Genomic DNA, 26,172 nt, shown 5'->3' with positions numbered 1-26,172 from the left:
CGTATGATGTGATCACTAGTATAATGTGATTTTTAAATAAATAAAAAACCCTTACTTAATTTAAGTAAGGGTTTTCTAAACTATTTAGAATAGAGTAGGCTTAAGATTTACCTTCCATTCTGTCTTTAAGAGCTTGTAGTTTAGCATTTGCATCACCTAAAGTAGGTTTGTTTTCCTCTTGAGATTTAGCAGCAGCTTGCTTAACTATTTTAGCTTCTTCTTCTTTATGGATTACCATGTGAGATCCAACTACACGCTTGAATTCTTTGTTGAATTCTATGATTTGGATATCAGCAGTTTCCCCTTTCTTAAGACGACTTCCATCTTCTTTTTCTAGGTGACGAGAAGGAATAAATACGCTGATGTCATCATTTACATTTACAACAGCTCCTTTATCTAATACTTCGTCAATAGTTAATTCATGAGTAGTTCCTACTGCAAATTCAGTAGCATATTTATCCCATGGATTATCTTTAGTTTGCTTGTGTCCTAATGAAAGTTTACGTCCATCAACATCAAGTTCTAATACTACAACATCTAGTTTATCACCAACTGAACAGAATTCACTTGGGTGTTTGATTTTCTTAGTCCAAGAAAGGTCAGAGATGTAAATTAATCCATCAACACCTTCTTCAAGTTCTACAAATACACCAAAGTTTGTAAAGTTTCTTACAGTTCCGGTGTGACGTGAACCTACAGGATATTTAGAAGTAATATCAGTCCATGGATCTTGAGAAAGTTGCTTCATTCCTAGAGACATCTTACGATCTTCTCTATCAATTGTAAGAACTTCTGCTTCGATTTCATCACCTACTTTAACAAAGTCGTTAGCACTTCTTAAGTGAGTAGACCATGACATTTCTGATACGTGTACAAGACCTTCAACACCTTCTTCAATCTCTACAAAAGCACCGTAATCAGCGATTACTACAACTTTACCTTTTACTTTATCACCTGGCTTGATTTTCTCAGAAAGAGCATCCCATGGATGAGCTTCAAGTTGCTTAAGACCTAATTGGATTCTTGACTTATCTTCATCAAAGTCTAAGATTACAACATTTAAAGTTTGATCTAATTCAACAACCTCTTGTGGGTGATTAATTCTTGACCAAGAAAGGTCAGTAATGTGAATTAATCCATCAACACCACCTAGGTCAACAAATACACCGTAAGAAGTAATGTTTTTCACAACACCTTCTAATACTTGACCTTTTTCTAGGCGAGAAATGATTTCTTTCTTCTGCTCTTCGATATCAGCTTCGATAAGAGCTTTGTGAGAAACTACTACGTTTTTGAATTCATGGTTGATTTTAACCACTTTGAATTCCATAGTTTTATCTACATACTGATCATAATCACGGATAGGTTTAACATCGATTTGAGATCCAGGAAGGAAAGCCTCAATACCGAATACGTCTACAATCATACCACCTTTAGTACGACACTTAACATAACCATTTACGATTTCACCAGTATCATGAGCTGCATTTACACGTTCCCATGCCTTGATTAATCTTGCTTTACGGTGAGATAATACTAACTGTCCAGTAGCATCTTCTCTTACGTCTACAAGTACTTCTACTTTATCACCTTCTTTTAGGTGTGGATTATAACGAAATTCGTTTAGAGAGATAGCACCTTCAGACTTTGCATTGATATCGATGATAGCGTCACGATCAGTAATTTTGATTACAGTTCCTTCGATAACATCATTATCAATAGTATCCACAAAGTTTTCAGCTACAAGCTTTTCGAATTTTTTAAGTTGCTCTTCATCAACTTTTTCAATTCCTTCACTGTAACGTTCCCAGTCAAAGTTATCTAGGAAATCTTGTGGGTTTTCTTGTTGTGGAGAAGTAGTTACTTTTTCCACACGTTCTTGAACCTGTGTATCCGTTACACCGTCTTTTGCAGCTTCAAGCTCTTGTTTTGTTGTTTCTTCAGCCATATTTGCTGATTAAAAATTTGTATTCTAGACTTGCTGGAAACTTTATAGAAACAATTTCTAGAAGGGTTGTTTTTAAATTATTGATTTCCAAGCGGTTTCCATATTCTCGCTTTGGGAGTGCAAAAATACTTCTTTTTTATTAATATACCTACTATTCAAGGAAATACAAAAATAAAATTAGTAGTTATATTTAACTAATGCTATATTTGACTGCTAAACCAATTGAAAATGAAATTTATTGTATGCCTTGTGGCACTACTACTAGGGATGAATTCGGTAGTTTCACAAGAAGAATGCAAAATTGATCGTCCCGTCGAATTGTTTACTAGTAAACAATTTCTTGATTTCTTAGATATTAAGAATTACCATGTGTCAGAAATTCAGGCGCACATGTTTTGTTTGACTCAAACTGAAACCACTTTTAATTTTAATAATTATCATCTAGAAGCAAATTCAGATAGTTTCTATAAAACTGATGTTTTTATTATACAACCACAACGTTATTTAAACTACATCACTACTGATGATAATAATTTTTCTAAATACGTTGAAAAATTTAGTCTTTTTGGAGGTGATAGATTAAAAAAGGTGGTCGATAGTACAGTAAGTTTTCCTAATACCAAAGAAAAAATTGTCGCCTTGCCATATTACTATACTTACAAATGTGATTTAGGGACCGCCGTTCTTAAATTTGGTAAAGTGTATGATAAAGGGAAAGTTGTACGCTATCTTATTAATATAACCGCAATTGAGCCAGAGAAGTTTTAAGTCCTTCTACAAGTTGTAAGTTACTTCAAATTACCAGTATCTTTGCCCGTGTAAAAAAAGAAGTATGTTCAATAAAAATATAAAGCTTGTTCTAGCTGCTGCTGTTGTAGCTTGGGCGGTTTATCTCTTTACAAGAAATGAAATTCTTTCTGGTATTAGTCTTCTATTACTTGCCGGAATGTTTGTTTTACTTTATTTCAAAAATGAAATAATTGTACTTGCTTTTCTTAGATTGAGAAAACAAGACTTTGAAGGTGCAAAAAAATGGTTGGATAAAATTAAAAACCCAGAAGCAGCACTAGTCACTAAACAACAAGGTTATTATAACTATTTGAATGGATTAATGATTTCTCAAACCAATATGACTAAGGCAGAGAAGTATTTCAAAAAAGCCATTAAACTAGGGTTGAGCATGGATCAAGATCTTGCCATGGCAAAACTTAACCTTGCTGGTATAGCAATGAGTAAGAGACGCAAAAGAGAAGCTCAAATGCTATTGACTGAAGCTAAAAAATTAGACAAACATAATATGTTGACTGATCAAATAAGAATGATGAAGCAACAAATGAAACGTATCTAACTTGATACTTAAATTAAAAAAGCCTGCTATAAATAGCAGGCTTTTTTATGAAATACTTTTATGCGTTATTATCGAACGATAATTTTCTTAGTCACAGATTTATCGTTTTGTTTAATCTGTATTAAATACAGTCCTTGATTTTCAATTGTGAAATTGTTTTCTGTTCCATTCAAAACGATGCGACCAGTCATGTCAAAAACAACATAGTTCATATCCGACTTAAAGTTATCAATAGTAAATGTACCATTTGTTGAAGGATTAGGATATAGTATTACATCGCCTATTTCTGAAGCAATTATTGACAATGTTACTGCATCATGCATTCCTAAATCATTAGTGTCATCTGTAGGAAAGACATCCCAATCACGATTTTTATTAAAAGGAATCAAAGGTGCTTGAACATTAGATTTACGAACCAGAGTTTCATCTTTGGCAAAATCATTACTTCCAGATCCAAATGTTCCTACAATATCAATAAGATTGCCATTTAAAAACAGTCCTACAGGATCGTTACCATTAAAGTCTAGAGCACTACCGCTACTAACCAGTTGATCTGCAGCATTGACAATCGTACTGGACGCATTTCCACGAGCAATTACCCAAACATCTTGATCAGCAACAGTTCCTGATAGTGTTACCGTACCAGACCAGTTACCACCACCATTCGCATCACGAGCAAGTGTATACCCGTTTAAATCAACAGGAGCACCAGTCCAATTAGATAATTCAATTGCCTTATTATTTCCGGACCCTTCTATGTATTCACTGATAAATAATGTATTAAATACCACTCCTGTTGAAGTACATACTGTCGTTCTATTACGATCATCGGGTAAATTATCTCCATCAGTATCAATATTAGCAAAATTATTTGGGTCATCACTTAATTTGGATAATCCTCCATTTGTCCCAGTCGAATTGAAATCTGCAGTGGTTGTAAGATAATTTTCAAGTTCGCAATTTGGAGAAGAATTGATTAGATTGTTCGTTAAAACTACCACAAGTTTTCCAAACGGGTTAGTAATCGATTGCCCAGGATTCAAACTAGATACTGGCGTAACTGTGTTTTCAAAAGTCCCAACAATAGGGTTAGAGCTTAGGTTATATAAAATCGATTGGCCTATATTGTTATAGGTGTAGTCATATTCTATGCGATCACCAGCATCGATTGTAGCGTTGTTATTCGTGTCTACATAAGTATCTTCAAGAGTAACAAATAACCTTCCAGATGGAGCATTGCTTGATGTCCAAATATCTGTTACCCACGATGGATTGTCGATATAGGGATTTCGATTATTTTGATGTAAATAAACATCGTTATTACGATCTATTTCCTTTTGACTTACTGGATCGGCATTATGCCAGTCTAAAAGTAAATCTACAAACCACTGTTCAAAATATTGATTTTGAGAACCATCTCTAGGGTCATTTGTGGCATTTGGACTATCCCAACTCGTATCGTTGTATTGAGCTTCATAACGAGTGGCAAAATAAAATAAAGAGCGAGCAATATCGCCTTTAAATTCATCAATCGGTTCAAACACTGTCCCAGTGAATCCTGATGTAGCACTAGGGCCTCGACGAGAACCATTTCTGTAAGTAGTAACGCCGCCACTAGAGCTGTCAACTTCTCCAAAGGGTAAGCTACCACGACCTCCATTTACAAAACCGTCAGTCGGTATTACATGGTGAGCATCACTACGCATTGGCTCTCTTTGGTTGAAAAATCCTTGAGGAAACAGGTGCTCGCGATTATAACAATCTCCTTCCTGACTGTAATTACCACATTGCTCATTTGTATTTCCATTAAAATTATATGGATCTGCACCGGTAGGGTTTTCAGAATACATATCTAATATGGTACCAGTTTGCGTCCCGTTATCGTAGTATTCATCATTATCAGATGTAAGATATAAAGTATGTAATGCGCCATATCCTTGGTTATTATAACCATTGGAAATAATGTTACTCAATTCGGTTTTTAACGCATATCCTGTGAGCCCATTGGCACTGTTGTAGTAGTTTGCTGGTGGTTGCGCTTTCGCGAAAGCGAAACATCCAATAACTATATAGAATAAAATTGTTCTCATATTATTTTTTACTAAGTCTTGCCATGTAAAATCCGTCAAAACCATCAAGGTGAGCGAATAGGCTTTTTTCTTCTTCAAGCTCAAATTCTTTACCAATTTCTGATTCTAGAAATGTTTTTACTTGATCCTGATTTTCTGAAGGTAAAATGGAGCAAGTTGCGTAAACTAGCTTTCCACCTGATTTAAGCACTTTAGAGTAAGATTGTAAAATTTCTTGTTGAGTATTTTGAATCGTTTCTAAAAATTGAGGTTCAAGTTTCCATTTTGCATCTGGATTACGACGTAAAACACCTAATCCACTACATGGAGCATCAATAAGTATACGATCCATTTTTCCATGAAGCTTTTTGATCACTTTAGTCGTATCGATTAATCGGGTCTCTATGTTATGTGCTCCAGCTCTACGTGCTCTGCGTTTCAATTCTTTTAACTTACTAGAATAAATATCCGTCGCAATTATTTGACCTTTATTTTGTGTGAGCGCAGCAAGATGTAATGTTTTTCCACCAGCACCAGCGCAAGCATCTAGAATTCTCATTCCTGGTTCTACCTGTAAAAATGGTGCTATTTTTTGACTACCTGCATCTTGGACTTCAAATAGGCCATCTTGAAATTCTGGAAGACTAAAAACATTAGCTCTTTCCCTTAAAACTAAAGCATTAGGGAATTCTGGTGAAATATCAGTAGCGATGTCGTGAGCAACCAATTTTTCTTTTAAGGTGTTGATATCAGTTTTTAATTCATTGACTCTTAATACTACGTTTGCTTGTTCATTAAGCGCGTGCAGTTCTTTTTCCCAAAAGGACTCTTCTAATTGATTAAGAGCAAGCTCATCCATCCAGTTGGGAATAGATTCACGCATTACTCTTTTTTTTCTTAATTCGTCAAAACGACCTTTAATTCTTCTTACGGGTGTATTATAGTATTCTTCCCAAGCAGGTAAATCATGTCCCTTTAAAATAATCCAAACACTTGTAAGTCTCCACAAGTCTTGAGGCTTAAAAGGTTCTTGAACGTCAGCGATAGCGCTATATAATCGTTTGTATCGCACAATGTCATATGTAGTTTCTGCGATGAATGCACGATCCCTGGAACCCCATCGAGTATCTTTCTTTAAAATCTTTTGTATGGCTTGATCTGCATACTTGCCATCATTAAAAATATTATGTAACGCTTGAGTAGTTGCAACTACTAGGTTGTGGTGAAATCTCATTTTGCAAAATTACTATTATCCTTATTCAAATTAGCTTGTCTTAACTTATTTTTACTCACACAACCTATTATATCTATAAAATGAAATATTTTTCAACCATCATCGCCTTAATTTTTATTGTGTCGCTGTTAGGCTGCAAACAGAATATGAATGATGAGAACTCTATTACAAGCGAGAATTCGATTGGAGCTGTCACAACAATCGAAATTAATAACTTGGTAACAGATTCGATAAGCATAAGGGCACTAGAATACGGTGATGGTAAGTACTGGTATGGTGGAAGTAAAGGTAACTACGGTTCCATCGACCCTAAGGACTTAAGCATCGATAAAGGTATTATCAAGGTCAATGATTCGTTAGATGTTCAATTCAGATCTATAGCTGTTACTAATCAATATACCTACATTTTAAGTGCTGGTAGTCCAGCGTTGTTATATAGAATAACACATGCAAATGATAATATTGAACTTCTTCTATCACAATCTGGTGACGATGTTTTTTATGATAGTATGAAGTTTTGGGATGATGAAGAAGGTATAATAATGGGTGATCCTCAAGGTGAGGATGAGTTTGATCGTTGTATAGCCATTCTTAAAACGGAAAATGGTGGTAAAGAGTTTGGACAGTTGGATTGCTTTAAATTACCAGATTATATAGATGGTGAGGCAGGTTTTGCAGCGAGTAACTCAAATATGAAAATTTTAAATGACCATGTTTGGATTGCTACTGGCGGCAAAGCAGCAAGAGTGTTGTACAGTTATGACAGAGGAGTTAATTGGGAAGAATATCAAACACCAATTATTGCCGGAAGTCAGATGACCGGAATATTTGCAATGGACTTTTATGATGAAAAAACCGGTGTGGTTATAGGTGGAGATTGGGAAAACCCTGAAGATAACAAATACAATAAGGCTATAACTAAAAACGGTGGTCGCAGCTGGAAACTTCTTTCCTCTGGTGATGGACCAGGATATTGTAGTGACATACAGTTTGTTCCAAATACGCAAGGAAATGAATTACTAGCCACGGGCTCACAAGGTATTTGGTGGAGTGGAGATCAAGGCACTACTTGGAGAAAACTTACTGATGATGGTTATTACACGGCAAGCATGATTAATCAAAATGAAGGAATGCTAGCTGGTAATGGGAAAATATCTAGTTTCAAGCTTAAAAGAGAATAGTTGGATTAATCTTCCATCTCTTGTTCATACTTTGGAAGGTCTTTGATAAGCTCTTCTAATTTCACTTCTTTATCAATAATTCCTACTGCTGTAAATTCTTCTAATATAGTATCTACAGTAGTATCCCATAGTTGATCGTCACTATATTCGGTACGTAGCATCCATTGTTGAACATCTCCTACTTGTAAATCATAATGAGCAGCAATAGTTCTATCTATACTTGGAATCAATTTAAAGTCGGCAGTGTATGTATTTATCACATAAAGCATTTTGCTTAACGCTTCCTCTTTTTCTTTGATACATTCTTCTCTTGCTGCAATAACAAAACTAGGCCATGGAGTTGCTATGGTTTCCAATCTTTTAAAAACGCCTCTATCTACTAATGGTTGGGTCATATACCGCTCCCATAAAAATAATTGAGCTTTATTGTTAGATAGAGCTTCAACAGCGCCGTCCAAGGTATGAACAAGTTCAAAGTCTAACTCGGTAGTATCCCATCCGTGTTTTTTGGCCATGAGATAGCTCATAAGGTGTGAGCCACTGCCGTAACGACTTATCGCTATTTTACCATCCTCCAACTGTCTAGTGTTATTCGCTTCTATGGTACCAGGAGCATGAACACCCCATAGTAATGGAGTTTGGACATAAACTTGAAGAATTTTTGAAGGGTTTCCAGCGATTATGTCCTTTACAATACCATCGGTGAGTATACATGCCACGTCTAGTTCATCGTCTCGCAACATTTTACTCATTCTTCCCGTTCCTTCAGGAATATCTTGCCATTGTAAATCCAAGCCTACTTTTTCAAAGGCTTTGTCCTCTATTGCTAAGTGCCAAGGTAAATTAAAATGTTCTGGTACTCCGCCTATTCGTATAGTAGTCTTCTTCATAGAAGAAACAAATATACTTTAGAAAAATTAGGAATGAAGTTTTTTTAAGTATTCTCTTATTTCTGTTTGAGAATTTACAACATCTTGTTTCTCAGACTTTCTGAAATTGTTAGATTCACTTTGATCGTGAATTCTAGCCTTATCTGTGTCATTTAATTGAAGGGTTAAAATTGTGTTTAATTCTTCATAAATTCTCTCGTCATAAATAGGAACAAGAACTTCTATTCTACGATCTAAATTACGCGTCATCCAATCGGCGCTACCAATAAATATTTTAGGATTTCCAGCATTATTAAATTTATAAATACGACCGTGTTCCAAATAGGTGTCTACAATGGAATAACAAGTAATATTTTCACTTAAGTTTTTGAGACCTGGGATTAAACAACTAAAACCTCTAACTAACAAAGTAATAGTAACTCCTGCTTGACTTGCTTTATACAGTAATTCTATGATTCTAGGATCTTCTAATTGATTCATCTTTGCCCAAATAGCAGCTGGTTTACCTAATTGCGCTTCATCAATTTCAGCTCTTATAAGATCTTCAAATGTTTGTCGGGTATTGTAAGGACTTACTAATAGGTGTTTAGGTTTGGGGATAATTAAATCACCTTCCAATACTTTAAATACCTGATATAAATCTTTTGTTATAGGTTTATGAGAAGTAAAAAGTCCGTGATCGCAGTAAACCTTAGCTGTTTTAGAATTAAAATTACCGGTTCCTATGTAAGCATATCTCTTCTTTTCACCATCAATGCGTTTTTGAATAAGTAAAGCTTTACTATGAACTTTAATATTAGGAAAACTCCATATGACACGAGCTCCTTTTTCTTCTAATATTTGGCCCCATTTAATATTGTTTTTTTCATCAAACCTAGCCTTTGCTTCAACAAAAACTACGACCTCTATTTCGTTCTCAACAGCTTTTAAAAGAGCTTGCACTAATTTTGAATCGTCGGCAACTCGATATAGAGATATTTTAATAAACTCTGTTGTATTATCATTTGCAGCTTGATTGACTAGGTTAGAGACATAATCAAAACTCATGAATGGAGTGTGAATGAGTTGGTCCTGTTTATCTATTAAAGCAAAATAGTCCTCGTTGCTTTCAAATTCTTTGTGTTCTATTTCCTTTTTAGGTTCGAGATAAAGATCTGGATTATCGAATGGTTTTGGGAAACTAAAGAAGTCATCAAAGTTATGATAAATACCACCTTTAACTAGATCAATTTTACTCAAATCAAGACTTTTGCGCACATTCTTAATTACTTTATCAGGAATGCTATCATCATAAAGTAGGCGAGTAGGTTCTCCAATATTACGTTGTTCTAGACTCTTGTAGATTTTTTCTGCTAGAGTTCCTTCGGCAAAATCTTCCACATAAAGCTCGGCATCACGACTTAGTTTAATACTGTAATAACCAGTTATTTCGTTTGAAAAAAAACGATCTAATTGAAGTTTAATAATATCGTCTATAAACGCAATGTGTGCGTGATGATTATCTTTAACTAGGGTTATAAATCGACCAGAATCTTTAGGTATTTTTACAAGGCCATACTTATCTTTATCATTAAATGTAACTAATAAGTATAATCTTTGATTTTCTAGAAAAATGTTACTTTGTGTTCCTGCGTTGATGTAACTGATATCTAGATTATCCTCGTAATGTTCTTTAAACCACTTGTCTGCCAATAACTTGTGATCGTTTTTTAAACTAATTTCATCGTGTAGATAAATACCATAATCCTCTAATTCTGGCTTAATACTTTCGTGGAATATAGTACCTAAAAAATGCTGTTGCTCTTGGACTTTGGCCAATATTTCTTTTACCAGTTTGGTTGGTTTGGTCTCTAATTTTTTTCGGTACTTTTTTCTTACCTTTTTAAGTTGTCGTAATTGAGAAATACGTACTCTAAAGAACTCATCCAGATTTGATGAGAAAATGGCCATGAATTTAATACGCTCATAGACAGGTAAGTGATCATTGGCTGCTTCTTGGAGCACTCTGTGATTAAAACTTAACCAATTAAGATCTCTATGTCGGTAAGGAAAATCGTATTTCATACAGCTCGTAAATTTAAAAACGAGCTGTGTTTAATTCTGTTATTGTTAGGTTAACTTAACTTAAACAATTAAGTGTAAAGCTAATAAGTTTTTCAACGGTCGCAGCTGGTTGTTCAGAAAAAGAACCTGTAGCTCGATTAGCAAGTATAGCATTTAATGAAACTGCTCTATGACCTAGTAGATTTGCCATGGCATATATTCCAGCGGTCTCCATTTCTAGATTTGTAATGCGCTGGTTGTCATGGTTAAATCCTGCTAATTGCTCGTTGAGTTCCTCAAAAGCTGGTTTCAATCTTATAGTTCTACTTTGTGGACCATAAAATCCTACATTGGTTACCGTGTTACCATTGATCATTTCTACAGTTTGAAATTTTCTCGCTAGATCTGGATTACAATGTATTACATAAGGATTACTGTGATTGTCGTTGCGCGGTATTTGTTGAGAAATCGCTTTCGCGAAAGCGGAATCACCACCATCATTTTGATACCAGTGGTACAGACTGTCAAAACCGATTCCTCGTTGAGAAAGTACAAAAGAGTCAACAGGAATATCAGGTTGTATGGCACCCGAAGTTCCCACACGAATGATGTCCAAGGAAGTAAGTTTCTCTTTTATTTTTCTTGTTTTAAAATCAACATTTACTAAGGCATCCAATTCATTAAAAACGATGTCTATGTTATCCGTTCCAATTCCTGTACTTATAACGCTTATGCGTTTGTTGCGGTATAAACCTGTATGAGTATGAAATTCTCGTTTTGCTACTCTAGTGTCTATTACATCAAAATGTTTGGAAACTTCACTTACACGTTCTGGATCACCAACAGTAATTATGGTAGAAGCTAGTTGTTCTGGCAATAAATTGAGGTGGTAAATACTACCATCATCATTTAGAATAAGTTCTGAGGATTCTAACATGGGATTAAGGCATTTTCTTTGCGATAAATGAAATTTCTACGTTTACGTATTTAGGAAGGTTAGCTACTTCTACTGTTTCTCTGGCAGGAGCTGTTTTATCATCAAAATACGATCCGTACACTTCGTTTACAGTAGCAAAATTTTTCATATCACTCAAAAAAATAGTTGCTTTAATAACATCTTCAAAATTCATATCTGCCTGCTCTAATAAGCTTTCTAGATGTTTCATTACAAGATGTGTTTCTTCTTTTAAATCATCTATTTTAAGTTCGCCACTTTCTGGATCCATCGCAATTTGACCACTGGTATATAAAGTGTTTTCAAAAGCGTTTACATAGTGTATAGCTTGGTTGTATGGACCAATTGGTGCAGGGGCATTTTTAGTATAAATAATTCTTTTCATAGCAGGTTATTAGAATTGACGTAAAGATACTATCAACAGTCTTATAATAAAAAAAACGACCGCTTTTAAGCAGTCGTTTTCATTTATTAATTCTAGAGGGATTCTATTGAACGGCTTGTAAGGCGTCAATATTACCGTAACCATAACTAGAATTGCGGTTAGGGTAGAAGTGAGCACTTTGTTTGAGTTTGTTAAGCACTTGAGTTTTTGTCCATGATGGGTTTTTACTCCAAACTAGTGCTGCAATTCCTGCTGTAGTAGCTGTCGCTACACTTGAACCGCCTACGTATTTTTGTTGACCTGTATTAAAGCCTAAAACAGGAACAGTTCTATTGCTATTACTAGCACGCTGCATGGTTACTGTAAAATCAATTTTAGAACCACTATGGCATACATCACAACGGTTGTAGCCATTATCTTTTATACCAGTTACTGCAACTGTCTCACTCATAGAAGCAGGAAAAATCACACCATACCAATTGGTAAAAGATGTTGAAGTTCCACCTGCAGCAAAAATTAATTTCCCACGACTATTAGCATATCGTACTGCATCTTTAATATTACCGATACTCCAAACATAACCTATACTCATAGATATGATTTTAACATCACTACGGTTACCTAGAGTTCTTAACGCCTCACTTACACCTTTGCGCTCGTGGTAGTCATTAAGTACTACGTCTTCTGTACTGCGGTAAACCACAAGATTAGAATTATAAGCCACTCCTACTGGTAACTTATCATTATTTCTAGGAGCAGCAGCAACGCTAGCCATTTGAGATCCATGTCCACAACGATCATTTGGCCCATCAACATTATTACTCCACCACCAGGAAGAGTCTATGAAGTTACCGTATCGTTGTACATTTCTACCAGTCGAAGCTCCATCATTAAATCCAGCGTTCATTAAATAGTTATTTGGAGTAAGACCTGTGTCAATCACAGCAAGAGTTACACCAGATCCTGTGCTGTAGTTCCAAGCATCGTCAATGTTGTGAATATTGAAATTCCATGGCATTCTTGCTCCTGGACTTATGTTTGTATAATCAGCGGTATTGATGTTTTCAGGACTTTGGTTGCATCCGCTATTCGATTTTTGTTCTCCTGCCATTTCATAGGAGTAACCTATAGGATCTATATATCTAATGCCTTGTAAATTTTGAAGCGCTTGAATGGTTTCAATTCTAGTAACCGATACTTCCAATTGATAGAAAAAATCGTGATCATCAATAAGTACTTCCTTTTCAGTTAAGGATTCTTTGTCTGCAACTATTTCTAGGATTTGATTTTTAAGGTCGTTAATTTCATTGCTTTTGGTTTCAGCAAAGTAATCATCATCGGTTCCATACCCTATATTAAGCATCATGTCTCCATTCACAGCTGCACTCCATAGAATTTGGGCAGGAGCGTTTGTCCAATCTACATCACCTGTTTCTTGAAGTTGTTGATCTACGTATTTGTTGATTTGTTCAGGAGAAAGCAATTCCTTTTGTTGGGAGCTGTCGCTATTATTGCCTTCGGTTAAATCATCACTACAAGAGTAGAGAATAAATACAGCTATCGCAGCGGTTAAGAGTTTTTTCATGGTTAAAATTTTAAGGGTGATTAAAAATAGTAAGGTTTTATCTATAAATCACGCTTGCTTTTCAAATAATTAGATGTAGTTATTTAATAATTGTTAACATGTTCATAATTGTCTATAAAAACAATCAACAAATCACATATGTTAAAAAATTAACATTTCAATCTCTTTATGTTAGATAATCCTAGAACGTTCCTCTTGATCGCTTTAAAGTATTGTTCTTATTGTTAAAAGGTTAGTTTTGCATTTTGTTAATTAAACGATATAAAAAAAGCCACCTTTTCAGGTGGCTTTTAATTGTAAATAGTTTTCTATTATTATTCGACTGGCAGCAGCTCTAATTCGAAAATCAAATCTGAATTAGCAGGAATTGGACCACGTGCTTGATCACCATAAGCCAATTCTGAAGGAATGAACGCTACAATTTTTTCTCCGTAACTCATACTAGCTATTGCATTTCTAAAACCAGAAACCAATTGCATTTTTTGAGGATCAAATGCCATTTGAATAGGCTTGTAAAAACCACCACGATCTTTACCTAGATTGTAAGCATTAAACTTTAAGGCATACTCTTTATCACTACTGTCAAACATTCTTCCGTTTGTTAGAAAGCCTGAATAGGGAATTAAAACAGGTGTTCCTATTTCAGGTTTTGTTCCATTACCTTCTTTAACCACATAAACTTTTACGTCGCTATTAGGTAATTTTTTTGCCTTCTTTTTAAGAGCTGTAAATTCTTTTTCTTTTTCTTCAATCAATTTAGGAGCGTTTTTAGCAAGTTCTGCTATTCTTTCTTGCTCTTTACGAGCTTCCTCCATACGTTCCTGCTCTTTGTCTTTTGAAGTTTGGATATAATCGGCAATAATTTTTGAAGCATCAAATTTTTTAGCCTCTTTACCTTTTCTTATGATTTTAACAGAGTTGATTACCATATCGCTATTCGGTTTGTCACGGAACCCAGTTGGAGTGGTAGCAATAGAATCTACTACTTCTAATCCTTTAATAACCTTTCCAAATACGTTGTAGTTACCATCTAAACTAGGAGTAGGTTTGTGCATGATGAAAAATTGACTTCCATTAGTATTAGGTCCTGCATTTGCCATTGACATAATTCCTTTGGCATCATGTTTAAGTGTATCTACAATTTCCTGATCGAATTTATATCCTACGCTACCACTTCCAGTTCCGGTAGGATCACCTCCTTGGATCATGAAGTTTTCAATAACTCTATGAAAGATTAGACCGTTGTAAAATGGTTTACCTTTAAGTGAGTCTATTACTGCCGGATGATCACCTTCGGCAAGAGCGACAAAGTTTGCTACTGTTGCAGGAGTAGCGTCATGATAAAGCTTTGCAAACATGGTACCTTTAGTGGTGTTTATTTCTGCATATATTCCATCTTCTACTTCTGGATAATCATCATCACACGATGCTGCCATTAATATTAATGATAAAGCAACTAATACTACTTTTAATTTTTTCATTTACTGTTTAATTATTTAATTGTTGGGTATTTGAAATTCAATTTTGTTGTTGGAATCGTTTACGTCAATAAGTTTGATATGACTTTTAAAAGGAATATTTGTTCCTATTTTATTATCATCACCATAATAACCATAGGCTGTGTAAGATGGGAAATAAGCAACCATAGAATCTCCTTTTTGCATTAATTTTAAAGCTTCTCTCATTCCCGTAAAAACACCATACTCTTGTTCCAGAGATTTAGTGATTGGTGATAATTCTTGAGTAGAGTAGATGGTATCGCCATTAAGAGCCAAGACATTATACTCAAAAGTGACCTTATCACCGAATTTAGGTGTAGGAGCATTGTTTTCACTTTTCTTAAACAAGCGGTAGTAAAAACCATTTTGAGAGCGCAACATTGAATCGGCATTGTTTTTAATGGTCTTTTCAATAAGCATTTCTTCTTGCTCTGCTAGTTCTTTATTTCTTTCAATCGAAGATTTTAAATAAGAACTGCTTGATTTTGTTTTTGCTTTACGAGGTATCGTCTCGTTGAAACAGCTGCTTAATGTTATACTAATTAAACTAAATAGCAGTATGTACCAGTTCTTCTTCATATTGTGGCAAGATACTAATTAATTTATCGACTGTAGCCTTCATATCTAGATCTGATTTTCCTCCAGCGGCATTTAAATGTCCACCGCCATTCCAGTGTTTTCGCGCAAGCGTATTAACATCAAAATTTCCCTTGGAACGCAATGAAGTTTTAATAATACCTTCATCAGCTTTTTGTATAAATATTTGAGCAAAAACTACATCCTTTAAACTTAATGCATAGTTTACAAATCCTTCAGTATCACCTTTCTTAAATCCATTGTCATCTAGTTCCTGTTGAGTAAGAGTAATAAAGGCTGTACGATAATTACTCAAAACGGTCATGTTATTGAGTGCAACACCTAATAATTTAAGCCTGCTTACCGAGTTTGCATCGTAAATATTGCGATTAATAGATTCAGCATCGGCACCTTTATCAACGAGTGCTGCCGCTACTCTAAGTGTAGTTGATGTTGTCGATCTATACTTAAAACTTCCTGTGTCAGTCAAAATGCCTGTATACATACTAGCAGCCATTGATGGCGTTATATACTCTACATGATCCATCATTTCAAAAAAGTGATACATCATCTGGCAGGTACTGCTCATGCCAGTATCGCTATACATATAGGTAGCATATGGATCAGGTTGCTGGTGATGATCAATCATGACAAAGCTAGCTGTTGATTCTTCAAGAATTGTTTGCATTTCACCAGTTCGGTGTAGGGCATTATGATCCAAGCTAAAAATGAGATCGGCTTCCTTTATTATGGAATCGGCAAGTTTAGAATCTTTTTCATAATTAATGATCTGTTCTGTATGTGCCATCCATTTTAGAAAATCTGGAAAGTCATTGGGTGAAATCATATGGACTTGATGATTCAATTGTACCAAGTATTCATATAGCGAGGTTATCGAACCTATTGCGTCGCCATCAGGTCCTTTATGAGGTACTATGACAATCCTTTTGGGATGTGATAACTCTTTTTTAAGCGCTGTGATTTGTTGCTCGTTCATAGCGCAAATATAAACAGTGTTGCTAGATGAGCGTAAATGACGGTCACATTAGTTTTTGTATCAATTATTAGGGTATACGTTTAAAAATGCACTACTTTTGCAGCGCATTTAAAAAAGCAAAAATGGCAACAAATAGAACATTTACCATGATTAAGCCAGATGCCGTAGAAGATGGGCATATAGGCGCTATACTTGAAAAAATTACAGCAAGCGGTTTTAGAATCGTAGCTATGAAACTTACTCAAATGACTAAAGCAGATGCTGAGGAGTTTTATGCAATCCACAGTGAGCGTCCATTCTTTGGAGAGCTTGTTGAATTTATGACGCGCGGTCCTATCGTGGCTGCTGTTCTTGAAAAGGATAATGCCGTTGCTGATTTCCGTACGTTAATTGGTGCTACTAATCCTGCTGAAGCTGCAGATGGAACCATCAGAAAAATGTTTGCTAAAAGTGTAGGTGAAAACGCTGTACACGGATCTGATAGTGATGAGAATGCTGCTATTGAAAGCGCTTTCCATTTCTCAGGTCGTGAGATGTTTTAATTAACATTGAACACATATAATAAAATCCACTTTGTAAAAGTGGATTTTTTTGTTTTTAAGAGTACGCTTTCGCGAAAGCGTAATTAACAACCAACGTATTTTAAAATAGCGGTTCCTCTTTTTGGGCAGTTATAAGTGCGGCTACACGATTAATCTTAATGCGCATGCGCTCAAAGAATTGTGCTCTATCTTTTTCTCCAGAATGTACCAGTAGTTTTGAACTTTTCATTTGTTGTTCAAAGAAATTAGCTAGTCGGTCACAGGTAGGTTTGTGTTCTACCTTGAGATAGGTAAGAACGGTAAAAGGTGTAAAGAATACGCGTTCATTTTTGGTTTGAACCATAATCGTATTACTCATGGTAAGTAAATCGCTGGTATATAATTGATAACTTGCGGTAGAGTCGTTATTATCAATGGCTTGAGAAATACATTGCTTTTCAACATGGTCAATAATACCGTGTAAATCCTTGCATATTAATAAGGCATGTTTTTCGTCTAGTCTACCAGTTTCAAAATAATACAATATTTGCTGTAGAGAGCCATTTATAGTATTATCATTCCAAAATTCTGTAATATTTATATAATCGTAGGTGCTGCCTAACTCATGGGCAGCCTTAAATAAACTACTAGGACAACGATCTAGAAATTCTGTGAAGGTCAACTTTGCCATTGAACCATTCTCGTTCAAAAATTTCAACCATACATAACACTTGTACTTTGTGATATAGGAATCTTTTAGTGTATAAAATAAAGGAATATCCTTAGCAGAATAGGTAATACTAGCGCTTTTGAGTTTTACAAGCTCCTGAATATTAGATAAGGAAACCTTAAAGTAGCTTTCTAAATCTTCAATGGTAGCAATGTGAGGAGAAACTTGCGTAAGAATACTATTTTGTTCACCGACCTCAAATAGTTTATTTAGCGATAGACGGTAATGTTTTGCCAGTATAACAGCCTCATTCAGGCTTAATTTGCTCATTCCATTAACACGTCTGTATGCTGCATCATAATTAATATCAAGAATACCTGATATTTCATCCATGAGATTTTTGTGTTCAGGAATTAACTGCTTGATTTTTCTAAATAGTTGTTCTTGCATGGTTTAAAAGTACATCTTAGAACTAAATCCTATTTGTATATTTTACAAAAAACGTAAATCTTTATTTGCGTTTTGTGAATAATCTAGATACTACTAATTGAATGTCTAACCTTTTTAAGAATCTTTCTTTTTAGAAAAATAGTTATCATAATAATATCTAATCAACTCACTTACAATTAAAATAATAAGGAAGAACAGTACTTCAATTACCCAATTTTCAAAGACAAAACGCTCTAATTGAAAATTAATGTCTGCTCCATAGAATAAACTCCCGAAGATAAGTGCTAAAAGAAAAGATATAGTTAACACTACTCTATTCATTATCTGTTTTTCAAATATTCATACACTTTAGGTAATGGTAGTCCCATGACATTATAATAACAACCTTCTAACTTTTCAATCCCTGTGTATCCTATCCAATCTTGAATTCCATAAGATCCAGCTCGATCGTAAGGTTTGTAACTATGAACATAGTATTCAATTTCTTCTTTACTTAATTTTTTAAAATAAACACTAGTGCAGTCGTAGATAGTATCTTGTCTTTGAGTACTCGTAAAACATACTGAAGTAAAAACCTTGTGTTTTTTTCCACTCATGGCAGTGAGCATTTCAATGGCATGTTCTGTAGTTTTAGGTTTACCTAATGCTTGATTGTCTAACCATACAATAGTATCACTCGTGATCAATAAATCCTTTTCCTGTAAAATTCCGTTAAACGCCGAAGCCTTTAATTGCGCGAGGAAATTTGTAATTTGTTCCTCTATAAAAGCTTTGTCGTAGATCTCTTCCACAGGTCTAGTTTGTATGACAAAATCAAGATCTAGTCCTTTAAGTAACTCTTGTCTTCTAGGTGATTGAGAGGCAAGAATGATATTGGTGTCTAGGTATTTTTCTTTAAGCATTTTTTACAAATTGTAATTAAAATATACAGCTATTATACCGATTACTAGAACTATTTTCATGATAGTGCTTAGTGTAGTCAACTCTTTATTGACTGTTGTTGACCACAATCTAATTGATACATACATAAGTGGTCCCATAAGACCAAAAACGATCAAGTAAATCATGTACTCTTGATTTATAAAAACAGTAACTACCGAGGTTCCTAATCCTAAAACCACAAGTAAGCTAATTGAAGCGACAATTTTACAAGCCCTAGATCTTCCTAAAAGAATGGGTAAACTATTGCGACCAGCAACTTTATCGCCACTCACATCCACACAATCTTTAATCATTTCCCTAATTAAATTTAGCACAAAAGCTATACTTGCTATCCATACTAATTGCTGCATGATCGCAACAAATAATGCACGATTCTCTTCATTGATTACCGGAAACAGATCAAAAATCCCTGTTATCACAACAACTAATCCTACCATAAAGGATATTAGAATATTACCAACCAGCACCATTTTTTTTACCTGATTGGCATACGAGTATAATAGAAATGCAATAATGATGAATATAGAAGCTAGTACAGGTTTACCAATTCTATTGGCAAGTATAAAACCGCTTATCACTGCTATAACCGTGAGAATTACATAAAATGAAAAGGCATTTTTTTCAGTGATATGTTTTTGGACAATTATTTTATTCGGTTTATTAATCTTGTCGGTAGTCACATCCATAATATCATTGATTACGTTACCACCGGCAACTAGCATCGCAGTTGAAACAATTAAAAGAATAGCATTTGTTAAATCAAGAGCGGTACCAGTCACCATCGTATCGATAACACCATAAATAATAATACATTGACATAATATTGTAATGACTACATTAAGAGGTCTGGTAAGTAGAAAGTAATATTTCAAAATAGCTTATAACAATGATATTATGACGATACAGCTTGAACAGCTTGTGTAGCGTTCCATTTTCCTTGAACCTTCATTACTTGTTCAATAACATCACGCACACAGCTGTCACCGCCGTTACGATGTGATATGTAGTTGCAAATTGATTTAACTTCTTGAATGGCATCTTGTGGACAAGTAGCCACGCCTGCGTATTCAAGTGCTGGCAGATCTGGCATGTCATCACCCATATAAAGTATCTCTTCTGGTGTTAAATTATGTTTTGCAACATATTCTCGCATTTGCACCATTTTATCACTGGCGTTAAGAAAAACATCTTCAACGCCTAATCCCATTAATCTGGATTTAACACCATCATTGCGACCACCAGTAATAATACAAACCTTATAACCATTATTGAGGGCAGTTTTAATAGCATATCCGTCTCGTGCATTCATGGTTCTTAATAACTCACCACTTTCAGAAATAAGCAGTCTTCCGTCCGTAAGTACACCATCAACATCTAGGATAAAGGTTGTTACATCGTTCAATAATTCTTTATAATTCTTCATACATTTTTTTAATAGATTCTGTAATGGCTAGATACATTTTATGATCTTTTTTTGCCAGTAATTTTAAATGTGTTTCAACTGTTTCTTTATCTCCACGTTTAGCAGGTCCAGTTTGTAAATCTTTTGCCGGTTGATCAATTGTTTTTAAATAAGTTTCTTGACGCAACGCGTTGAGTAAGTCACTGGGAATATCATATTTATTCATGATTTCTTCTGCCTTAGCATAGCAATGATTTACAAAGTTGTTAGTGTATACAGCTGCTACATGTAAATATTTACGTTGGTCAGAATTTAAGTAATTACGCTTTCGCGAAAGCGTGCTAGCCACCGTTTCTAGTATTTCCTTACTTTCATCATTGTTGTATTCCAAGCAAATGGGTATTTCATTGAAATTAACATCTCGTTGTTTAGAAAAACTTTGCGGCATATAAAAAACCCCATAGTTACTATGCTTCTTGAGTACATTCATAGAGACACTGCCTGAAGTGTGTGCAACGGTAGCGTGACTTCTAAGCATACGTGACACATTTTTTATAGTATCATCTGGGGTAGCAATAAATAGGATATCACACTTAGGTATTGTGAATAAATCTGTATATAATTTAGAACTTAATTGAGGTTCTTTTTTTCCAGTACGATTGTAATAACCTATAAGTTTAACTGTTTGTTTTTGAGTGTTTAAAGCGTTTTGCTCAAGTGCTTTACACAAGTGCAATCCTAAGTTTCCAGTTCCTATTACAAAAACACGTATCATAAGCGTAAAAATAAGCACTCTTCATCGACTCACAAACTATGGCAGGTCGGCTTTTGTGAAGTATCTTTGCGGCCGGTAAAATATTCCTGATTTTACCCTTAAAAATTGACTATGAAAGACAAATTGATAGCTTTTTTCTTCAGTACCCGTACTATGGCAGTTCTTATGATAGGATTTGCAGCTGCGATGGCTTTTGGAACCTTTATTGAAAACAGTTACGATACACCTACATCAAAGATTTGGATCTATAATACTTGGTGGTTTTCCTTGATAATGTTGTGGTTGATGGCAAACTTTATTTATAATATTAAACGCTATCAATTGCTACAATGGAAAAAGTGGGCTGTGTTATTACTTCATATCTCTTGGGTACTCATAATAATAGGAGCAGGAATTACCAGATATATTTCTTATGAAGGTATGATGTTGATTCGTGAAGGAGAAACCGAAAAATTCTTTTTCAGCGAGAGTACTTACTTCAGTGCTATTATCCAAGGAAAAAGTCCAGATGGTCAAGATATCCAACGTACTGTAGATGAAAAGGTCCTCATATCACCTTATGATTATGATATAGAAACCTCGTTTGAATACTTTAATGATAAAGTTACGGTGACTATCGATAGTTTACTATACGATGCTGTTGAAGGACTGGTGCCAGTTGAAGAAGGTACTGGTGATAGATACTTAACTGTAGTAGAAGCAGGTAGTGGTTCTCGTCACGATCATCTAATCAAGGATGGTGAGAAAAGTAGTATACACGGTGTACTTTTTGGTGTTAATATAGATCCCGAAATTGCTGCTAAAGAGAAAATTATAAACATCACTGAAAACTGGAATGGTTATACAATTCAAACTCCTTATGAAGGTGAATTTTTAAGAATGGCAGACCAAATGAAAGGAACTGTTATTCAAGATAGTATTCAACCATTACAATTAAGATCTTTATATACCACAGCTGGTTTGCAATTTGTGATACCTAATGGAATTACTGAAGGTAGACCAGGAATTGTTCAAGCAAGTCCACCTACTAAAGCAAAAGCCTACGGCTTGTTTGTTACTGTATCGGATGGTATTGAAAGTAAGAAAATGGAATTGCTAGGAGGAAAAGGTATGATATCAGATTATGAAAATATTCAATTAGGCGATAAAAATGTGTACCTCAAGTATGGCTCAAAGCAACTTGAATTACCTTTTAGTGTAACTCTGGATGATTTTGTGGCAAACAAGTACCCAGGAACTGAAAACGGATATTCTTCCTTTGAATCTTATGTTACAGTAAACGATGAATCTGGTGCAGTAAAAGAACATATCTATATGAATAACGTATTAGATAAAGAAGGATATAGGTTTTTCCAAGCAGGCTTTGATCCAGACGAATTAGGAACACATTTAAGTGTAAACCATGATTGGTGGGGAACAAATATCACTTATTTGGGGTATTACCTTTTATATATTGGTTTATTAGGATTATTGTTTTCAAAACATACTCGGTTTGCAGAGTTAGGTAGATTGGTGAATAGAGTAGTAAAGCGTAAGGCCAAAATGGCTGCTACTATCGTTGTTATTTTGTTTTCTATCTCTGGTGCTATAGCACAAGATAATCATGCCGGTCATGACCATGAAACAAATTCGGTAGCGTCGGATTCATTAGCCTCAGTAATTACGCAAGAGGCACCGCCTATCGAAGAAGTAAAGATGCCTGTGATACCAAAACAAAAATTAGACAGTATCATAGTTGCTAATATGGTTCCAGAGAAGCAAGCAGAAATGTTTGGTAGATTGGTAGCTCAAGATGATGGTAGAATGAAACCAATCTCTACTTTATCAAGTGAAATTTTAAGAAGACTATCAGAAAAGGAATACTACGAGGCTGAAGTAGGAGACAGCATTGTTAAATTGACACCAGAGCAAACTCTTTTGAGTATGATGCAACTGGGACAATTGTGGTTTGAAGTACCTATCATTAAATTAAAAAGAGGTAACGATTCTATTCGTGACTTATTAGGAATTGATCGTAGTAGAAAGTTTGCTAGTGGAACAGATTTCTTCAGACGACCAGATGATACCTTTGGAAGTTATAAATTAAGCAGGTTAGTTGATGAGGCAAATGCGGCTGATATAAAGACTGCGCAGCAGAATAACATATTAGATCTCAATTTTTCGACCGGGATTTTAAACGAAACACTTTCAGGAAATATCCTTAAAATTTTTCCAGGACAAAATACAGAGAATAACAAATGGTATTCCCCAATCGAAACTGAAAAGGCTAACTATCAAGCAGAACCAGAAAAGGAGTTTGCAAAAAATTTCATTCCGGCATATTTGACATTGCTTAATCAAGGTAAACAAACAGGGAATTATCTAGCAGCAAATGCTGCTCTCAATGGGATGTTTGAATTTCAAAAGCAATTTGGTGGTGATTTGTTGCCAAGTCAGGATAAGATTGACGCTGAGATTTTTTACAATAAACACGATATTTTCAAAAACCTGTACAAGTGGTATGGTTGGTTTGGATTATTAATGTTGCTTCTATTGGTGGCAGAGATATTAAAACCAATGAAACAAATCAGATGGAGTATAAATTTTCATCATATAGTTATTATTGGATTATTTCTTGCTCACACAGCTGGATTAGTAGTTAGATGGTATTTAAGTGGTCATGCTCCATGGTCCGATGCTTATGAATCATTGATTTATGTAGCATGGGCTACTATGGGTATGGGATTGTTGTTAAGCCGTAAAAGCCAGTTAATTGTTGCAGGAGCAGCCTTTGTAGTAGCTATAATTCTTTGGGTAGCTCAGTTAAATTGGTTAGATCCATCTATTTCCAATTTACAACCTGTATTAGACTCGTATTGGTTAATGATACACGTTGCTGTGATTGTAGGTAGTTATGGTCCATTTGCTTTGGGTATGATACTAGGATTGATAGCCTTGATTCTAATGATTGTAACTACTGAAAAGAATAAAAAACGTATTGATTTAAATATTAAAGAGCTTACCTACCTTAACGAAGTAGTTTTGACTATAGGTATAATTATGCTTACAATAGGTAACTTTTTAGGAGGTATGTGGGCAAATGAAAGTTGGGGTAGATACTGGGGTTGGGATCCTAAAGAAACCTGGGCTTTAATTTCTATTTTTATTTATGCCTTTGTTTTACACTTAAGACTCATTCCTGGTCTCAAAGGAAGATGGACTTATAACTTGTGGTCGGTATTGGCCTTTGGTTCCATATTGTTTACATACTTTGGTGTTAACTTCTATTTATCAGGTCTTCATAGTTATGCTAGCGGTGATCAAATCTTATCTTATAAATTTATAGTTACCACACTGGCTGTTGTTTTAGCTATTGGATTTTTAGCAAGGTGGAAAGAAATGAAACATTTCAAGCGTAAACAACGTGAAATGGAATAACCCATTTGCACCTCAATTATTATCATGAAAAAACTAAATGCTGCATTTTATCAACAAGATGATGTGGTAGCACTCGCGAGGTACCTAATAGGGACCGAATTAGTTAGTGAAATTGATGGCTTAAAAACTTCGGGAATTATAACTGAAACCGAAGCTTATAGAGGCTACGATGATAAGGCTTGTCATGCACATTTGGGTAGATTCACTGAAAGAACCAAAGTAATGTATGAAACAGGTGGCGTTGCCTATGTTTACCTATGTTATGGTATTCATCACCTGTTCAATATTATCACGAATAAAAAACATAACGCCGACGCCATTTTAATAAGAGCCATACAACCTACTTCTGGTCTAGACCACATGCTTAAAAGACGAAATAAAAGCAAAGTAGAAGCTAGCTTAACAAGTGGACCTGGTAATGTTTCAAAAGCTCTCGGAATATCAAAGTCTCATTACGGTGAGGATCTTCAAGGTTCTCAAATTTACATACTTGATAAAACCAAAACGCTTCCTGTAATACAAAGTGTTAGAATAGGTATAGACTATGCCGGTGAGGACGCACAATTGCCCTGGCGATTTTACGCGGCCGATAATCCCTATGTAAGTAAAAAATTAAAAGCTGATGCGCCGTATCAAGAATGATTCTATTAGACTATTGAGAATATCGCAGCACCGTACAGTGCAAACCTCAAAAATCGCAGCAATCCAATGAGTACCCAATTCTTGAATGGGTATTTAAGCATTCCAGCAACCAGGCTAGCCATAGAAAAAGGTAGCGGTAAAAGAGCGCCTACTCCAATTAAAATTCCACCCCATTTGCGTGCCATTAGTAACTGTTTAGCCATTTTTACTTCTAAATATTGATGTACAGATGGAATTTTAAGAGCACGTCTTCCTATAAAATAAGAAGTCATTCCACCCAAATACGAAAAAAGAGCTAGCAAAAACAAGTTTAATACAGGTGAGCTAGTTTCACCAGCCCAAGCTATGAATAATTCTGGCGGAACTAATCCAAGAATAGTTTCAGAGGCATAAAAGAAAGCAAGAACCCCATAATCAGGTAAATTTTCTACAGCATATTTCAATGCTACCGGAATTTCCATTACAAAAAAGTGAACCAGCAACAAGATAATTACAATAGCGATTACTGGAGGCATTGATTTTTTAATGCTGTCGATCACAAACTCGTAAAATCCAGTGATTTTATAGTACCGGTGAGCACGTTTTGGTTCAAATTTTCTTTTCTTTTTATCTAGCACTTGTTCCATTTTTGATGGCAGGAAAA

The 26,172-nt window shown here is 35.0% G+C and carries 23 protein-coding genes; 6 read left to right on the top strand and 17 right to left on the bottom strand.

Annotated elements, in window-relative coordinates; translation table 11 throughout:
• Nucleotides 1-100: 100 nt before the first annotated feature.
• Complete coding sequence (gene rpsA / locus I5168_RS11385) at nt 101-1,948, bottom strand: 30S ribosomal protein S1 (protein ID WP_042278534.1); 1,848 nt, start codon at nt 1,946-1,948, stop codon at nt 101-103.
• A gap of 228 nt (nt 1,949-2,176) precedes the next feature.
• Between rpsA and I5168_RS11380 the strand changes: the two genes are divergently transcribed.
• Together I5168_RS11380 and I5168_RS11375 are read left to right on the top strand one after the other, a co-directional pair.
• Nucleotides 2,177-2,716 carry a hypothetical protein gene (locus I5168_RS11380; protein WP_431471834.1) on the top strand — a complete coding sequence of 180 codons (540 nt, stop codon included), beginning with the start codon at nt 2,177-2,179 and terminating at the stop codon, nt 2,714-2,716.
• A 64-nt stretch (nt 2,717-2,780) separates the two neighbouring features.
• On the top strand, nt 2,781-3,296 hold the full coding sequence (locus I5168_RS11375; RefSeq protein WP_105018779.1) for a hypothetical protein: 516 nt from the start codon (nt 2,781-2,783) through the stop codon (nt 3,294-3,296).
• A gap of 68 nt (nt 3,297-3,364) precedes the next feature.
• Here I5168_RS11375 and I5168_RS11370 read toward each other — a convergent pair whose 3' ends face one another.
• Together I5168_RS11370 and I5168_RS11365 are read right to left on the bottom strand one after the other, a co-directional pair.
• Nucleotides 3,365-5,386, bottom strand: a complete 2,022-nt coding sequence (locus I5168_RS11370) for an endonuclease (RefSeq protein ID WP_431471833.1) — start codon at nt 5,384-5,386, stop codon at nt 3,365-3,367.
• Between the two features lies 1 nt (nt 5,387).
• Entirely contained in the window at nt 5,388-6,599 is a 1,212-nt protein-coding gene (locus I5168_RS11365) for an RsmB/NOP family class I SAM-dependent RNA methyltransferase (protein ID WP_060522754.1), read from the bottom strand.
• Between the two features lie 80 nt (nt 6,600-6,679).
• Between I5168_RS11365 and I5168_RS11360 the strand changes: the two genes are divergently transcribed.
• Nucleotides 6,680-7,780, top strand: coding sequence for a WD40/YVTN/BNR-like repeat-containing protein (locus tag I5168_RS11360; protein WP_431471832.1), 1,101 nt, complete (start codon nt 6,680-6,682; stop codon nt 7,778-7,780).
• Nucleotides 7,781-7,785: 5 nt separating this feature from the next.
• Here the strand turns inward: I5168_RS11360 and I5168_RS11355 are convergent, their stop codons facing one another.
• From I5168_RS11355 to I5168_RS11320, 8 genes are all read right to left on the bottom strand, one after another.
• Nucleotides 7,786-8,670, bottom strand: a complete 885-nt coding sequence (locus I5168_RS11355; RefSeq protein WP_431471831.1) for a substrate-binding domain-containing protein — start codon at nt 8,668-8,670, stop codon at nt 7,786-7,788.
• Nucleotides 8,671-8,697: 27 nt separating this feature from the next.
• Nucleotides 8,698-10,734 carry a polyphosphate kinase 1 gene (gene ppk1, locus I5168_RS11350; RefSeq protein WP_431471830.1) on the bottom strand — a complete coding sequence of 679 codons (2,037 nt, stop codon included), beginning with the start codon at nt 10,732-10,734 and terminating at the stop codon, nt 8,698-8,700.
• A 55-nt stretch (nt 10,735-10,789) separates the two neighbouring features.
• Nucleotides 10,790-11,650, bottom strand: a complete 861-nt coding sequence (locus tag I5168_RS11345) for a nucleoside phosphorylase (RefSeq protein ID WP_431471829.1) — start codon at nt 11,648-11,650, stop codon at nt 10,790-10,792.
• A gap of 4 nt (nt 11,651-11,654) precedes the next feature.
• Entirely contained in the window at nt 11,655-12,053 is a 399-nt protein-coding gene (locus I5168_RS11340; RefSeq protein ID WP_105018785.1) for a Rid family detoxifying hydrolase, read from the bottom strand.
• Nucleotides 12,054-12,156: 103 nt separating this feature from the next.
• Nucleotides 12,157-13,638: a S8 family peptidase gene (locus I5168_RS11335; RefSeq protein ID WP_431471828.1), complete on the bottom strand. Its 1,482-nt coding sequence runs from the start codon at nt 13,636-13,638 to the stop codon at nt 12,157-12,159.
• A gap of 314 nt (nt 13,639-13,952) precedes the next feature.
• Nucleotides 13,953-15,119, bottom strand: coding sequence for a peptidylprolyl isomerase (locus I5168_RS11330; RefSeq protein ID WP_431471827.1), 1,167 nt, complete (start codon nt 15,117-15,119; stop codon nt 13,953-13,955).
• 15 nt (nt 15,120-15,134) lie between these two features.
• Entirely contained in the window at nt 15,135-15,716 is a 582-nt protein-coding gene (gldI, locus tag I5168_RS11325) for a gliding motility-associated peptidyl-prolyl isomerase GldI (RefSeq protein WP_431471826.1), read from the bottom strand.
• Entirely contained in the window at nt 15,685-16,710 is a 1,026-nt protein-coding gene (locus tag I5168_RS11320; protein ID WP_431471825.1) for a DHH family phosphoesterase, read from the bottom strand. Before I5168_RS11320 ends, gldI begins: the two co-directional genes overlap by 32 nt.
• Before the next feature lie 122 nt (nt 16,711-16,832).
• Between I5168_RS11320 and I5168_RS11315 the strand changes: the two genes are divergently transcribed.
• Nucleotides 16,833-17,252, top strand: coding sequence for a nucleoside-diphosphate kinase (locus tag I5168_RS11315; RefSeq protein ID WP_060522747.1), 420 nt, complete (start codon nt 16,833-16,835; stop codon nt 17,250-17,252).
• A 100-nt stretch (nt 17,253-17,352) separates the two neighbouring features.
• Here the strand turns inward: I5168_RS11315 and I5168_RS11310 are convergent, their stop codons facing one another.
• From I5168_RS11310 to I5168_RS11290, 5 genes are all read right to left on the bottom strand, one after another.
• Nucleotides 17,353-18,351, bottom strand: a complete 999-nt coding sequence (locus tag I5168_RS11310) for a hypothetical protein (RefSeq protein WP_105018788.1) — start codon at nt 18,349-18,351, stop codon at nt 17,353-17,355.
• 320 nt (nt 18,352-18,671) lie between these two features.
• Nucleotides 18,672-19,253 carry a Maf family nucleotide pyrophosphatase gene (locus I5168_RS11305; protein ID WP_431471824.1) on the bottom strand — a complete coding sequence of 194 codons (582 nt, stop codon included), beginning with the start codon at nt 19,251-19,253 and terminating at the stop codon, nt 18,672-18,674.
• Nucleotides 19,254-19,256: 3 nt separating this feature from the next.
• Nucleotides 19,257-20,165 (bottom strand): geranylgeranylglycerol-phosphate geranylgeranyltransferase, encoded by a 909-nt coding sequence (locus I5168_RS11300; RefSeq protein WP_431471823.1) that lies wholly within the window; start codon nt 20,163-20,165, stop codon nt 19,257-19,259.
• Nucleotides 20,166-20,185: 20 nt separating this feature from the next.
• Nucleotides 20,186-20,716: a KdsC family phosphatase gene (locus tag I5168_RS11295; protein ID WP_060522741.1), complete on the bottom strand. Its 531-nt coding sequence runs from the start codon at nt 20,714-20,716 to the stop codon at nt 20,186-20,188.
• The gene (locus tag I5168_RS11290; RefSeq protein WP_431471822.1) at nt 20,703-21,470 is read right to left on the bottom strand and encodes a Rossmann-like and DUF2520 domain-containing protein; all 768 of its coding nucleotides are present in this window, start codon (nt 21,468-21,470) and stop codon (nt 20,703-20,705) included. Before I5168_RS11290 ends, I5168_RS11295 begins: the two co-directional genes overlap by 14 nt.
• A gap of 111 nt (nt 21,471-21,581) precedes the next feature.
• Between I5168_RS11290 and ccsA the strand changes: the two genes are divergently transcribed.
• The gene (gene ccsA, locus I5168_RS11285) at nt 21,582-24,887 is read left to right on the top strand and encodes a cytochrome c biogenesis protein CcsA (protein ID WP_431471821.1); all 3,306 of its coding nucleotides are present in this window, start codon (nt 21,582-21,584) and stop codon (nt 24,885-24,887) included.
• A 24-nt stretch (nt 24,888-24,911) separates the two neighbouring features.
• Nucleotides 24,912-25,529, top strand: a complete 618-nt coding sequence (locus I5168_RS11280) for a DNA-3-methyladenine glycosylase (RefSeq protein ID WP_431471820.1) — start codon at nt 24,912-24,914, stop codon at nt 25,527-25,529.
• 5 nt (nt 25,530-25,534) lie between these two features.
• Here I5168_RS11280 and I5168_RS11275 read toward each other — a convergent pair whose 3' ends face one another.
• Complete coding sequence (locus I5168_RS11275; RefSeq protein WP_060522734.1) at nt 25,535-26,155, bottom strand: YqaA family protein; 621 nt, start codon at nt 26,153-26,155, stop codon at nt 25,535-25,537.
• Nucleotides 26,156-26,172 lie beyond the last annotated feature (17 nt).

This window comes from Nonlabens sp. SCSIO 43208 (assembly GCF_050703575.1).
In the GTDB taxonomy this organism is placed as follows: domain Bacteria; phylum Bacteroidota; class Bacteroidia; order Flavobacteriales; family Flavobacteriaceae; genus Nonlabens; species Nonlabens tegetincola.
Note: the sequence above shows the minus strand (reverse complement) of the source record. Positions and strands in the feature narration are given on the sequence as shown.

What these genes read in the sequence shown, in the direction of transcription:
- I5168_RS11375 (WP_105018779.1), top strand. Translation starts at nt 2,781, where the DNA reads ATGTTCAATAAAAATATAAAGCTTGTTCTAGCTGCTGCTGTTGTAGCT.
- ccsA (WP_431471821.1), top strand. Translation starts at nt 21,582, where the DNA reads ATGAAAGACAAATTGATAGCTTTTTTCTTCAGTACCCGTACTATGGCA.
- I5168_RS11315 (WP_060522747.1), top strand. Translation starts at nt 16,833, where the DNA reads ATGGCAACAAATAGAACATTTACCATGATTAAGCCAGATGCCGTAGAA.
- ppk1 (WP_431471830.1), bottom strand. Translation starts at nt 10,734, where the DNA reads ATGAAATACGATTTTCCTTACCGACATAGAGATCTTAATTGGTTAAGT.
- I5168_RS11355 (WP_431471831.1), bottom strand. Translation starts at nt 8,670, where the DNA reads ATGAAGAAGACTACTATACGAATAGGCGGAGTACCAGAACATTTTAAT.
- I5168_RS11275 (WP_060522734.1), bottom strand. Translation starts at nt 26,155, where the DNA reads ATGGAACAAGTGCTAGATAAAAAGAAAAGAAAATTTGAACCAAAACGT.
- I5168_RS11280 (WP_431471820.1), top strand. Translation starts at nt 24,912, where the DNA reads ATGAAAAAACTAAATGCTGCATTTTATCAACAAGATGATGTGGTAGCA.
- I5168_RS11360 (WP_431471832.1), top strand. Translation starts at nt 6,680, where the DNA reads ATGAAATATTTTTCAACCATCATCGCCTTAATTTTTATTGTGTCGCTG.
- I5168_RS11370 (WP_431471833.1), bottom strand. Translation starts at nt 5,386, where the DNA reads ATGAGAACAATTTTATTCTATATAGTTATTGGATGTTTCGCTTTCGCG.
- I5168_RS11335 (WP_431471828.1), bottom strand. Translation starts at nt 13,638, where the DNA reads ATGAAAAAACTCTTAACCGCTGCGATAGCTGTATTTATTCTCTACTCT.
- I5168_RS11380 (WP_431471834.1), top strand. Translation starts at nt 2,177, where the DNA reads ATGAAATTTATTGTATGCCTTGTGGCACTACTACTAGGGATGAATTCG.
- I5168_RS11320 (WP_431471825.1), bottom strand. Translation starts at nt 16,710, where the DNA reads ATGAACGAGCAACAAATCACAGCGCTTAAAAAAGAGTTATCACATCCC.
- I5168_RS11305 (WP_431471824.1), bottom strand. Translation starts at nt 19,253, where the DNA reads ATGCTTAAAGAAAAATACCTAGACACCAATATCATTCTTGCCTCTCAA.
- rpsA (WP_042278534.1), bottom strand. Translation starts at nt 1,948, where the DNA reads ATGGCTGAAGAAACAACAAAACAAGAGCTTGAAGCTGCAAAAGACGGT.
- I5168_RS11365 (WP_060522754.1), bottom strand. Translation starts at nt 6,599, where the DNA reads ATGAGATTTCACCACAACCTAGTAGTTGCAACTACTCAAGCGTTACAT.
- I5168_RS11345 (WP_431471829.1), bottom strand. Translation starts at nt 11,650, where the DNA reads ATGTTAGAATCCTCAGAACTTATTCTAAATGATGATGGTAGTATTTAC.
- I5168_RS11340 (WP_105018785.1), bottom strand. Translation starts at nt 12,053, where the DNA reads ATGAAAAGAATTATTTATACTAAAAATGCCCCTGCACCAATTGGTCCA.
- I5168_RS11310 (WP_105018788.1), bottom strand. Translation starts at nt 18,351, where the DNA reads ATGCAAGAACAACTATTTAGAAAAATCAAGCAGTTAATTCCTGAACAC.
- I5168_RS11330 (WP_431471827.1), bottom strand. Translation starts at nt 15,119, where the DNA reads ATGAAAAAATTAAAAGTAGTATTAGTTGCTTTATCATTAATATTAATG.
- gldI (WP_431471826.1), bottom strand. Translation starts at nt 15,716, where the DNA reads ATGAAGAAGAACTGGTACATACTGCTATTTAGTTTAATTAGTATAACA.
- I5168_RS11295 (WP_060522741.1), bottom strand. Translation starts at nt 20,716, where the DNA reads ATGAAGAATTATAAAGAATTATTGAACGATGTAACAACCTTTATCCTA.
- I5168_RS11290 (WP_431471822.1), bottom strand. Translation starts at nt 21,470, where the DNA reads ATGATACGTGTTTTTGTAATAGGAACTGGAAACTTAGGATTGCACTTG.